Annotated in this window: 9 protein-coding genes; 6 read left to right on the top strand and 3 right to left on the bottom strand. The window is 55.6% G+C overall.

From position 1 onward, the window contains the following. Positions 1 to 3: 3 nt before the first annotated feature. Entirely contained in the window at positions 4 to 1,428 is a 1,425-nt protein-coding gene (locus tag Poly59_RS04110; RefSeq protein WP_146532752.1) for a DUF1501 domain-containing protein, read from the top strand. 272 nt (positions 1,429 to 1,700) lie between these two features. Then, positions 1,701 to 2,651 (top strand): hypothetical protein, encoded by a 951-nt coding sequence (locus Poly59_RS04105; RefSeq protein ID WP_146532751.1) that lies wholly within the window; start codon positions 1,701 to 1,703, stop codon positions 2,649 to 2,651. A 373-nt stretch (positions 2,652 to 3,024) separates the two neighbouring features. On the opposite strand, the gene Poly59_RS04100 is transcribed toward Poly59_RS04105, so the two are convergent. Continuing rightward, entirely contained in the window at positions 3,025 to 3,669 is a 645-nt protein-coding gene (locus Poly59_RS04100; RefSeq protein ID WP_186776006.1) for an MOSC domain-containing protein, read from the bottom strand. Between the two features lie 213 nt (positions 3,670 to 3,882). Here Poly59_RS04100 and gyrA point away from each other — a divergent pair, with 213 nt between their 5' ends. Then, positions 3,883 to 6,750, top strand: coding sequence for a DNA gyrase subunit A (gyrA, locus tag Poly59_RS04095; RefSeq protein WP_390621437.1), 2,868 nt, complete (start codon positions 3,883 to 3,885; stop codon positions 6,748 to 6,750). Beyond that, a complete protein-coding gene (locus tag Poly59_RS04090) occupies positions 6,743 to 8,101 on the top strand; it encodes a polysaccharide lyase 6 family protein (protein ID WP_186776005.1) in 1,359 nt (452 codons plus the stop codon). The genes gyrA and Poly59_RS04090 overlap by 8 nt, the downstream gene beginning before the upstream one ends. A 182-nt stretch (positions 8,102 to 8,283) precedes the next feature. Here Poly59_RS04090 and gap read toward each other — a convergent pair whose 3' ends face one another. Next, positions 8,284 to 9,273, bottom strand: a complete 990-nt coding sequence (gap, locus tag Poly59_RS04085) for a type I glyceraldehyde-3-phosphate dehydrogenase (protein WP_146532748.1) — start codon at positions 9,271 to 9,273, stop codon at positions 8,284 to 8,286. A gap of 105 nt (positions 9,274 to 9,378) precedes the next feature. Between gap and Poly59_RS04080 the strand changes: the two genes are divergently transcribed. Next, positions 9,379 to 10,278: a class I SAM-dependent methyltransferase gene (locus tag Poly59_RS04080; protein ID WP_186776004.1), complete on the top strand. Its 900-nt coding sequence runs from the start codon at positions 9,379 to 9,381 to the stop codon at positions 10,276 to 10,278. A 4-nt stretch (positions 10,279 to 10,282) separates the two neighbouring features. On the opposite strand, the gene Poly59_RS04075 is transcribed toward Poly59_RS04080, so the two are convergent. Continuing rightward, positions 10,283 to 11,575, bottom strand: a complete 1,293-nt coding sequence (locus tag Poly59_RS04075; protein ID WP_146532746.1) for a hypothetical protein — start codon at positions 11,573 to 11,575, stop codon at positions 10,283 to 10,285. Here Poly59_RS04075 and Poly59_RS04070 point away from each other — a divergent pair. After that, positions 11,563 to 12,609, top strand: coding sequence for an extracellular solute-binding protein (locus Poly59_RS04070; RefSeq protein WP_146532745.1), 1,047 nt, complete (start codon positions 11,563 to 11,565; stop codon positions 12,607 to 12,609). The genes Poly59_RS04075 and Poly59_RS04070 overlap by 13 nt on opposite strands. Positions 12,610 to 12,616 lie beyond the last annotated feature (7 nt).

The following is a 12,616-nucleotide window of genomic DNA, read 5'->3' as shown; positions in this document are numbered from 1 at the left end:
ATCATGGAATCACATAATCCAAACATCGGTCGTCGTGACTTCGTTCGATGTGGTGGTGCGGGCTTAAGCGGTCTCGCGCTGGCACGGTTGTTGGGTTTGGAAACCAGCGAAGCGGCGACCAATGACAACCCACACGCGGTGCGACCGCCCCACTTTGCACCGCGAGCCAAGAACATTATCTATTTGCACATGGTCGGCGCGCCTTCGCAGTTGGATTTGTTTGACCACAAACCGTTGTTGTCGAAATGGGATGGTAAACCATGTCCGCCAGAGGTGACGGCCGGGCGTGATTTCGCGTTTCTCGGCAAGACGTCGACGTTGGCGGCGTCGCAGTGGAAGTTCCGTCGTCACGGCGAATCGGGGCAATCGATTTCAGAACTGTTGCCGCACTTGCACACTGTCGCCGATGACATCGCGATCGTCCGTTCGATGCACACCGAAGAAATCAATCACGCACCGGCGCAGATGTTTTTGCACAGTGGTTTCGGACGCGGCGGACGGCCTAGCTTGGGGTCATGGGTGACGTATGGTCTGGGCAGCGAGAACGAAGACTTGCCGTCCTACGTCGTGCTGTTAAGCGGTCCGCCCGGGGGTGCGGGGACGAGTCTTTGGTCGACCGGATTTCTGCCCAGTGTCTATCAAGGCATCCAGTTTCGATCGGCCGGCGACCCCGTGCTGTTCCTTTCCAGTCCCGACGGACACACGCCCGACGATCGGCGTGACGTGCTCGACACGCTTGGACGAATGAACGCGATGCACGAAGACGAAACGGGTGATCCCGAAATTCAAACGCGGATCGCCCAGTACGAGATGGCGTTTCGGATGCAAACATCCGTCCCGGATTTGATGGACATCTCCGGCGAGAGTGCTGCCACGTTGGATGCCTACGGTGCGACACCGGGCAAAGCTTCCTTCGCCAACAATTGCTTGTTGGCCCGGCGGTTGGTCCAGCGCGGCGTACGGATGATCGAACTATACGATTCGGATTGGGATCACCACAACAATTTGAAAACACGATTGCCGCAGAAATGCGGCGACGTCGATCAAGCGATGGCGGCGTTGGTCACGGACCTAAAACAATACGGACTGCTCGACGAAACGTTAATTGTTTGGGGATCCGAGTTCGGGCGAACGCCCCTCGGCCAGAGCAAAGACGGCACCGGCAAGACCGCTCCTGGCCGTGACCATCACAAAGACGCATTCACGATCTGGATGACCGGAGGTGGTGTTCGCGGCGGCGTCAGTCACGGTGAGACCGACGACTTTGGCATGGACATTGTCAAAGACGGCGTCCATGTGCATGACTTGAATGCAACGATTTTGCATCAATTGGGCTTGGACCACGAAAAACTGACGTACCGGTATCAAGGCCGCGAGTTTCGTTTGACAGACGTTGAGGGCAAGATCATCCAAGAAATCTTGATGTAGCCAGCATTGAACCTACGGCAAGTCCTTTTTCCATTCCGGAGTCAACACATATCTCGCCATTCAAAATTCGATTCCAGAACACGATTCTTTCGAACATTCGGTATGGTGATAACAGCACGTAAGTTTTTTCCGTTAGAGACTTCGCGACTAAGTCCGTGTCATTCAACTGTGGGTTTTTAATGTTCAACTCGAAACCACGTGCACAATCGTTGTTTCATGGATTGTTGTTCGGTGCCCTATTTTGGTTTTGCTGTTTCACTAATAACACGAACTTGGCTGCGGAAGACTCTCAAGCGCCCACCGAGCCAATTTTCAATCTCTCGGCTGACGAGATGGCCACTGGCCCATACGAGAAAGCCACTCGTAACTTCAGAGAGTGGTTCACTAACTGTGAGGGGAAGCGAGTAGATATCGACGAGTCAATTATCACCAGAGTAAATTCTGATCCAGCTAGACTCTCGTCACATCGCGTTAGGATGATCGTCGCAAAGGAAAAGCGTCAGTATGTGTTTACTCGCTTAGCCGAACTCGAACGCGACCATATAGATAGCCAAGCTGAGACTAAAATCCCGGACTTAAAAAAAACGGAAAATTCACCAACTGACGACAAGGGAATTTCGATCGTTGCCTCATCGATGGTGGTCAATGACGATGGCTGCTATTTTCGCGAACTCGGATCAGCCTCGGGATGGGTTCCCGTTAGCGAATCGATTGCAGTTCGAAAGCTGAGATTTCGCGACTATCGTAATCTTCCGCTATCTACAGCCGCAGAAATTCAGTTTACGATGAAGCAAAGGCTTGGGCTGACGAAACTGCTCGATCGACAACCAACTGGAGGCACAATCTTTGACGATGGCAGTATTGAAATTGAATGGGCTTCAATAAAATCGAAGGTAACGTGCAAAGCGTATTTCTCAAACTTGCACGGCATGATGCCTATAAGATTAACGCTGAATATTCAGCCACCTGCATCTGCAAGCGAAGACGATGCAAAAGCAGACGATGCACCGTTCGCGCGAACGTTAAGCAGTTGGACCAAGCGAAATAAGACATGGCAACTTGACAAGGTGTCGCTGCACTACACAACGCCCCATAAGACCATCGATCGCGGGTCGGTAGTTCACGCGGAAGCAGCAGTTAGAATTGGCAGTGGTTTTGTTGCGGAATCTGTTTTTCAGCCCCTGCCAACAAGCATTGAGCTTCCCGACAAAATTGATGAGTAGACTTGCTATTGACGTAAGGGAATCGCTTCGCGTGAGGTCTGGTTCGGGGTTTTGGGATTGAGAGGAAATCGCTTCGTGTGGCGGCGGGGTGAAACAATCGAGTATCCACTTAACTTTCGTTACGTTGTCATCGGTCGTTGGCGGCCCCGCTTGTGAAGATGCTTGTTGCTGCCTCTTCACTGCTTTGCAGTTCGATCCCCGCGAACGGAGTCGCGGGGCCACGCGGGTTGTCCAAATTTGAGTGGAAGAAAAAGGGTGACATCGCAGTGGTTTCACCGTCTGGATGGCGAGCGAGCTGGTGCTGGCCATGTCAAAACGGATGACTTTGAAACGGACATCGTCAAGGACGATCTTGACGTAGGCGGCGCCGGGTCTAGGGAAGATCCTTTTTCCATTCCGGCGACAGCTCGGGTAGATTCTTGAGCGCTTCGATGGAATCGGTGCCTGGCGTTTTATCGACCATGATTTCGCCCGCGCGTGCGACCGTCCAATTTGGATGTGGCTGAGCGGTTAAGGAAACCTCGTCGCCGGCCGAGATCGTGCCGCCTTGGATAACTCGCACGTACCATCCCGTTCGACCGGTTTGCGTGACTCGTTTCAAAACGGTGTTGTTGCCCCAGCGACGATTGATCTTCCAGCACGGTTGTCGTGGTTGGCTGACTTCGATCACGCAATTGCCGATCGTGTAGCGGTCTCCGATGCAAACGGTTGTTTCGTCGATACCGGCGATCGTAAGATTCTCGGCCATACCGCCCGCCGACATCCCTAATTCGGGAAACTCTGCAGCCCACTTTTCGTAGTGGCTGGCCGCATAACAAAGCACCGCTTTATCGCGACCGCCATGATTTTTGGTGTTGGCGACCGAATCACCGACCAATCCCATCGGGGCCATTTCGACCGGACCGTTGATCGGATTCTTGTAAAACGCGGTAGTCCATTCTCGGCGCGTCGGGTCTTCGGTCAGCGGGTCGCCTTCGGTGACGACTCGGCCGCACTGGATACTTTCGATCACGATCATGGATGGGCTCCGGGTAGGGATGCGTAAGTATCTGCCAGGAAACGATTTGCGACAAGTATTGACGGCGTCCCCTGACGCCTCGGGTCGTTGTGAAGGTGGGGTAAATCGGGTAGAATTTCGCGATTGATCGGCGGTCGAGATCCTCGACCTTTTTGCGTACCTCATCTCTGGATTTCTCCCTTGGCAGACGAAGACGGCAACGACGAAAACGAGATGGACGAAACCGGCGAGAACGGTGAGCCCGCCCAAAACGGTGAGCCTGGCCAGACTGGCAAAGGCGACACGAGTGACGCCGGTGACTTTACGCCACCCGTCAAGGCTGGCGGCAATGACATGATTTATACCGGCACCGGTGCCGGCGCGTTCCGGATGATCGACCAACCGATCGAGGACGAGCTTCGCGACAGCTATCTGGTGTACGCGATGAGCGTCATCGTCAGCCGAGCCTTGCCAGACGTCCGCGACGGACTGAAACCGTCCCAGCGACGGATTCTAGTGGCGATGAACGATTTGAACCTGACGCCCGGTGCAAAGCGGGTCAAGTGTGCCAAGATTTCGGGTGACACGTCGGGGAACTATCACCCGCACGGTGAATCGGTCATCTATCCGACACTGGTTCGGATGGCTCAAGAATGGAACATGCGTCGACTGCTGATCGACAAGCAGGGTAACTTCGGTTCGATCGCAGGTTTGCCGCCCGCTGCGATGCGGTATACCGAAGCCCGTTTGTCGCCCGTCGCTGCGGCGATGCTGGAAGACATCAAGCTGGACACGGTCGACTACACCCCGACCTATGACGAAGTCCGCACCGAGCCGACGGTACTACCCAGCAAATTCCCAAACCTGTTGATCAACGGCAGCGGTGGTATCGCGGTCGGCATGGCGACCAGCATTCCGCCGCACAACCCGACCGAAGTCTGCGACGCGGTGATCGCGTTGGTCGAAAACCCCGATCTGACGGTCGAAGACCTATTCGAAATCGTCCCCGGCCCAGACTTCCCGACCGGTGGTGTGATCTGTGGCCGCGCGGGAATTCGTCGCGGTTACAAAACCGGTCGCAGCACGATCCTGGTCCGCGGCAAGTGCGAGATCGAAGAGAAGAAGGGTTCGCGTTCCCGAATTTTGATCCGCGAAATCCCGTACCAGCAGTCGCGTGACGGAGTCGTCAAGAAAATCGCCGAACTGGTCAACGGCGACCGCATCAAGGGCATCTCGGGCATCCGCGACGAGAGCGATTTGAAGGAACCGGTTCGGATCGTCATCGAACTGAAACGGGATGCTGATCCCGAAGTGGTACTGAACCAGCTGTATCAGTTCTCGCCGCTGCAATCGACGATCTCGATGATCTTTTTGGCGCTCGTCGACGGCAAGCCTCGCGAGTTGACGCTGAAAGAAATGCTGATGGAGTTCATCCGTCACCGCGTCACGGTCATCCGTCGCCGGACCCAGTTTTTGCTGGCCCGCGCCCGCCGTCGCAAACACACCGTCGAAGGCTTGCTGTTAGCGCTAGCGAACATCGACGAAATCATCAAAGCGATCCGCGAAAGCCGAACTCAACCCGAAGCCAAACAACGATTGATGGGCATCCAGTGCCCTGCATCGATGATGGAACGGGCACTCGGCGATATTGGTTTCAAGCAATTCCAATCCGAACGAGGCGTGGCCGATTCGTACCCGCTGACAAGCGTCCAAACGGACGAAATTTTGCGGATGCGACTGAGTCAGTTGGTCGGACTGGAACAAGAGAAACTGACCGACGAGCACGCTGCGTTGCTGGCCGAAATCATCGATTACTTGGATATCCTGGCCAATCAATCGCGAATCTACGGCATCATCAAGGAAGATCTCGAAGACATGAAGCGTCGCTTCGGTGACGCTCGCCGTACTCGGATCTCGATGGAAGAGCTCGGCAATATCGACTTGGAGGACTTGATCACCGAAGAGACCATGGTCGTTTCGATCAGTCACCAAGGTTACATCAAGCGAACGCCATCAAGCGTCTACAACACCCAGCGCCGCGGCGGCAAGGGACTCAAGGGCGCCAAGAGTGATGATGAGGATCCGATCGAACACCTGTTCGTCGCCAGCACGCACGCGTACCTGTTGTTCCTGACGACGGCGGGTAAGGTGCGTTGGCAGAAGGTTTACGACCTGCCGCAGTTGGCGCGCGATGCAAAGGGCCGCGCGATCGTGAACTTGCTGAACCTCGAAAAAGACGAAAAGATTGCCGAGTGCTTGGCGGTTCGCGACTTTGACCAAGAAGGCTACTACGTCGCAATGGCGACTCGAAAGGGCTTGGTCAAGAAGACGCCGCTGGAACAATACAGCCGGCCGAAAAAGGGCGGCATCATCGCGTTGAAACTGCGCGATGATGACGAATTGGTCGACGCGGCCGTGGTTGGACCTGGAGACGAAGTCATCCTGGTCACCGCTGGCGGCATGGCGATCCGGTTCCGCGAGTCGGATTCGCGACCAATGGGGCGCAACACATCCGGCGTTAAGGGCATCGGCCTCGTCGGCGATGATGAAGTCGTCGGCATGGTGGTCGCCGACCCCAACGCAACGCTGCTGACGGTCTGCGAAAACGGCTACGGCAAACGAACTCCCTTCGGTCCCAACGCGCTTGGTGAAGACGAAGAAGCCAGCGAAGAGGAAACCAGTTCGAGCGCTCGCTACCGAACGCAAAAACGAGGCGGTAAGGGGCTTCGCGACATCCGCACCAGCGAGCGGAACGGAAAGGTGATCGGAATCGCGCGAGTCAACAATGACGACGAGATTTTCATGATGACGTCGAAGGGCAAGATCCAACGGATTGAAGCCTCGGACATCAGCGTCATTGGCCGTAACACGCAAGGCGTTCGCATCATGAACGTTGACGACGGCGACAGCGTGATCGCAGTGGTTCGCGTTCCCGCTGAAGAAGAATCGGAAGAAACCGAACAGATCGTCACCGCGCCCTCAACGCCGACCACACAGTCGGTTGGCAGCGACGAGGAAGCCAACAACGAAATCGATTCAGATGTAGAAATAGACGACGCCGACGGAAACGCGGACGCCGATGACGCATCGGACGATGAATAGAAAGCTTGCGGTCGTGGGCATCGGCCTTGCGATCCTTATTTTGATTTCGCCGCGGACCGTCATGGCGAAGGATTACCAAGTCGCAAACGCCGATGCTTTGGCGTCGGCGACGAAGGAGCTTGAACCGGGCGACACGGTCGTGCTTGCCGACGGGGTCTGGAAAGATGCCGATTTGTTGATGATGGGCCAGGGCACCATCGATGCGCCAATCTTGTTCCGCACCGCCTCGCCCGGCGGCGTGACACTATCGGGGAACACGCGAATTCGAATCGCTGGCGATCACGTTACCGTTGACGGTTTCTGCTTTCGCGACGCGTGGCACAAATCGGCACTGGTCGAATTTCGCAAGGACAGCAAGCACCTGGCTCGATCGTGCAGGCTGACCAACATCGATATCGATGATTGCAACCCACCCGATTTAAAGACTGAAAATAAGTTCGTATCGATCTACGGAAAAAACCATACGGTCGACCACTGCTATTTGGCCGGCAAGCGAAATCCCGGCGCAACGATGGTGGTTTGGTTGAGCGACGACAGCGGTGGCCACACGATCGAGCAAAACCATTTCGGACCTCGCCCGGTGTTGGGGCGAAACGGCGGCGAAACGATTCGCGTTGGCGACAGCCAGACAGCCTACCTATCGGCCAATGTCACGGTCCAAGCCAATCGGTTCGAACGCTGTGACGGTGAGGCCGAAACGATTTCAAACAAGTCATGTGACAATGTCTACCGCGGAAATCTTTTCGTCCAGTGCAGCGGAACACTAACCCTGCGTCACGGGCGCCGATGCCTAGTCGATGGCAACGTGTTTTTGGGGAACAAAGCTCGCGGTAGCGGCGGCGTTCGCATCATCGGAATCGACCACTGCGTCACCAACAATTACTTCGAGGCACTCGAAGGCGACCACTTTCGCAGCGCTCTTGCAATCACCAACGGCATCCCCGCTTCGCCCGCCAACGGTTATGAACCGGTTTCAGGTGCCAAAGTCGTTGGCAACACGTTTATCGAATGCAAACGGTCCATTTTGATTGGCGCCGATATCGAACACGACTCGCAAGTCGCCCCACAAAACTGTTCGTTCACCAACAACCTGATCGTATCACGCCGCGGTCCGATGATCGATTTGCAGAATCCCGGTGACAGGCACCGCTGGATCGACAATCGTTGTTTCGGAAAGGGGAACCGGTTAGGCGAAGGCCAAGATCCAGCCGACCCCGATTCGATCGTGACTCGGTTGGACCAACCGCCTGCGATTGACACGTCGCTGCGTGATCAAGTGACCCAGGTCGTTACCGGACCGTCGTGGCGACAACCGCCGAAGTCGCCCCGTAAAGCCGCAAGCGGAATTTGAGCGGCGTAGAAAGAATCACGCGGTGTATCGATCGAACAATCCGTTACGAAAACGTATCGATTTCATAACGGTAAACCTCAGACGCGGGAGCCGTGATTTTCTAGCCACGAAAAACGCATAAAAAAGGGCTCGGCATAACTGCCAAACCCTTTTCGTTTTTCTGAATTCGCTAGGTAATCGAACTAGGCAATCTTAGCAACCAAGTCCAAGACCTTGTTGCTGTAACCCCATTCGTTGTCGTACCACGACACGACCTTAACGAAGGTCGAATCCAATTGGATGCCAGCGTTGGCATCGAAGATCGAAGTGCGAGCGTCGCTGCGGAAGTCAGTCGAAACGACCAAGTCTTCGGTGTAGCCCATGATGCCCTTGAGTGGGCCTTCCGAAGCCTTCTTCATCGCTGCACAGATGTCTGCGTACGATGCTTCTTTTTCCAGCTCGACGGTCAAGTCGACGACCGATACGTCCGAGGTTGGAACGCGGAATGCCATGCCGGTCAACTTGCCGTTGAGCTCGGGAATGACCTTACCGACAGCCTTCGCTGCACCAGTGCTTGATGGAATGATGTTTTCCAGAATACCGCGTCCGCCACGCCAGTCTTTCTTCGATGGTCCGTCAACGGTCTTTTGCGTTGCAGTCGCTGCGTGAACGGTTGTCATCAAACCACGCTTGATGCCAAAGTTATCGTTCAGAACTTTGGCCAAAGGTGCCAAGCAGTTCGTGGTGCACGATGCGTTGCTGACGATTGCTTGGCCAGCGTAGGTGTCGCAGTTGACGCCCATGACGAACATCGGAGTGTCGTCCTTCGATGGTGCCGACATGACAACCTTTTTGGCACCCGCGTCGATGTGGCCTTGGGCCGTGTCGCCAGTCAAGAAGATGCCGGTCGATTCGACAACGATGTCTGCACCGACTGCTCCCCAAGCCAACTTGGTTGGATCGGTTTCAGCCGTCACGCGGATCGTTTTGCCGTTGACGATCAAATGGCCGTCTTTATGCGAAACTTCGCCTTCGAAGGGGCCGTGCACCGAGTCATACTTGAGCATGTAAACCAAGTAATCGACGTCCAGCAAGTCATTGATTGCCACTACGTCGATGTCGTCACGGTTGACCGACGCGCGAAATACCATGCGTCCAATGCGACCAAATCCGTTGATGCCGACCTTAATCATGTTGGTTTACCTTATTCTGATTGTGTTCGAGGAACTAGCTTCTTAGGACGGCGAACGGCCCACCAAAGACTCTTTAGCCGCGAATTATAGGAAGCGATACGAAAAGTGAAACAGCCCCCGCCATCAAGTCCGCCGCCAATGTGGCGTCGCCCCCCCGGTGTCGCCCCCGGAACTTGGCAATATGTCCATCAACGGCCGATCGCGGACCATTACGACGCCTTTGTGGAAGACGCAGCAGTATGTCGGGTCGATGCCGAAATTCTGACAAAAGTACTGCCAGGGGTGTCGAATTCTGCTACCAAGCCCGAAACAGTACTGGATTTGGGTTGCGGAACCGGCCGAACCGCGTTCCCGCTCGCGGGTCGAGGATACGACGTGATCGGAATCGATCTGAGCGAACCGATGCTCAGCGTTCTTGTGCAAAAAATCCTTGTGCAAAGAATCCAAGTGCAAAAAATCCAAGTGCAAACACTGCAAGCTCAGGCGGCTCAGACTCAGAAACCATCCGACGCTTCCACACCTGGGCACATCTTTCCGGTCAAAGCCAACTTGGTTGACCTTGGCGGAATCGCGGACGGCACCGCCGACCACGCGGTTTGCCTGTTCGCCACGATGGGCATGATCCAAGGCCGAGCCAATCGCCAAACCGTCATGCAGCATGTCGCCAGGATCGTTCGACCAGGCGGCAAATTGGTGATTCACGTCCACAACCGCTGGGCCGCACTCGCCGAATCGGGCGGGTACCGATACCTGACTCGTTCGTGGCTGCGATCAATCACAAAAAAGGATCATGACTTCGGCGATGCGACCTATGCCTATCGCGGTCTCAGCGAGATGTTCATGCACCGATTCTCGCGACGCGAATTGGTCACCGATCTGAATGCCTGCGGTTGGCACGTCGGCGAAGTCTTGCGACTTGCCATCGAAGCGGACCGCTTCCTCGGCGAATTCCGAAATGGCGGAGGCGTTGCCGGCGGATTCATCGTCGTTGCTACACGAAAGTGACGCGTCACGGTTCGATCGTGACCTCAAACGATCCGCCGTTGTCGCCCAGGTCACCAACCGCATCGTTGACTTTGAACAACAGCCAACTGTGCGCGGCAACGTCGACCACCGATTGATTGCCGATCGTTTGAACATCAATCGTCGGCAGTTCGTCTTGCCGCGGCGTTTGGTTGGGCAGCACGCACGCGATCAATTGCCCCAGCGGCCGGCCCACGACGTACTGGATCGTCACACCCTCCGGTTCACTGATCCATGGTTTCGGTTCTTGCGCAAGAGTGACTTGGCCGCTGGCGCGCACGCGGACTTTCACACCCGACGGCACTCGTACGCCAGGCGATTGCCAGCCACGATCCGCTTCAACCGTGAACTTGATCGGCTTGCCGTCCCACAGCGGATCTTGGATCGAGATCGCGACCTGCTGTTGATCCCAATCGAAACCAAAATCAAAATCATGCGTCAGCAATCGCCAACGAGCTTGGACGATGGGCCAGTCTTTCGCCAAGCGTTGGCGGAATTGCCGATTGAATGTGAGGCTGGTTTCGCGACCACGATTTGCCGCTTCGCGAAAGACGTCTCGGTATTCCGGGTAAGCTGCGAACATCGACGCGGCCGCCCAACTGAACGTGTACGACTCGACGTCACCCGATAACGTTGGCGGATACTGCATCACTTTGCCGATCGATGGGATGGTTGACTCGGCACGAACCTGGCTCATTTTGGTGAATCGCCCCCAATACGGCACATCGGCTTTGTCATTCGGGATGCCAATCGACTTGGTTTGTTGGCCCTGGCCCGAATGGGTCGACAACAATTCGGCGGTCCCTTCCATGAACCACGTCGGGCCGGCGCCGCCGAAACAGTGGAACGCCAATGAGTGAGCGCCTTCGTGCAACATCAAGTGACGTGTGTAATACTGACTCGGCTGAGCCATGATCCAGACCGAGTCGTTCAAGGCGTAACCGTACGGAAAGTCAGGAACGCGGATCGGAATCAAGCCTTGGCTGGCAAACGCTTGTTTGTCTCGCATCACGAAGGCGGTGACTTTCCAACCGGCAACCCGGTCATCGGCTAGATCCCAAAACCCGGTCCACTGGGGCACGGCCGCATCAAAGGAAGCCACCAAGGTTTCGGCTTCTTCGCGAGATTCCAAGTCCGTCGTCAACTCGATGAAGCGACCGTCGACACGATACAGATTGGTGCGGTTCTGTCCGCCTATATCCTGACCAACAGCGGTGACCGGATCACCGACCAACGTAAACACGCAAACCAACCAAGCGAAAATCCATGTTCGATTCATACCGTCATTCTAACCCGTCGTTGTTGCTAGGGTTATGCGTCTTGCTTAGCGTCCTTAGCGGCGGCGGGTGTGTCCCCAAAGCAGAGTCCGATGTGGTCGTTTATTCGGCGCTCGACCAAGAATTCGCGATGCCGATATTGGATGCCTTTGAGCGAACCACCGATCACGATACCGGTGTCATTTCGAAGTTCGATGTCGAGTCCACCAAGACCGTCGGCTTGGTCAATCAAATCATCGCCGAACAGAAAGCACCAACGTGTGACTTGTTTTGGAACAACGAAATCATGCACACGGTCCGGCTTCAAAAGCTGGGTCTGCTGGCCGAGCATGACTGGAACGTTGACGGCGGCTATCCGCGAGACATGATGTCCAGTGACGGAACTTGGTGTGGGTTTGCGGCGCGTGCTCGTGTTTTGATCGTGAACAAAAAATTGCTGACCGACCCTGCCATGTATCCCACTTCCGTCGCTGAACTTGCCGATCCAAAGTGGGCTGGCAATTGTGCGATGGCGCGGCCGCTGTTCGGGACCACCGCGACTCACTTCGCGGTGCTTCGCGAAATCAACGGTCACGACGAGACACTCGATCAACTTCGTGCGATCGAAAAGAATGCCAAAATCTTGTCGGGCAACAAGCAGGTTGCACTGGCCGTGTCGGCCGGCACCGTGGCCTGGGGACTGACCGATACGGACGACGCGATCATCGAAAAAGACCAGGGCTTCCCGGTCGCCATCGTCTACCCCGATCAAGCATCCGACCAACCGGGAACACTGCGGATTCCCAATACGATCGCGATCCTGAAAAACTCACCGCATCCGATCGCGGCTGGAAAACTAGCTGATTACTTGGTCACGCCCGAAACCGAAGACCGTTTGGCGATGGGAGACAGCAGCCAATTGCCAATCAGCCGCGGCAGCAAGTTCCCGCCACGCGTGTTGCCGGAAACACCCATCCGCTGGATGCGAGCACCGTTCGAATCGGCCGCTAACAATTGGGAAACCTGGGCCAAACATGTGCAAGCGATCTTTGAATAAACATCAA

This window comes from Rubripirellula reticaptiva, assembly GCF_007860175.1.
GTDB lineage: Bacteria > Planctomycetota > Planctomycetia > Pirellulales > Pirellulaceae > Rubripirellula > Rubripirellula reticaptiva.
Note: the sequence above shows the minus strand (reverse complement) of the source record. Positions and strands in the feature narration are given on the sequence as shown.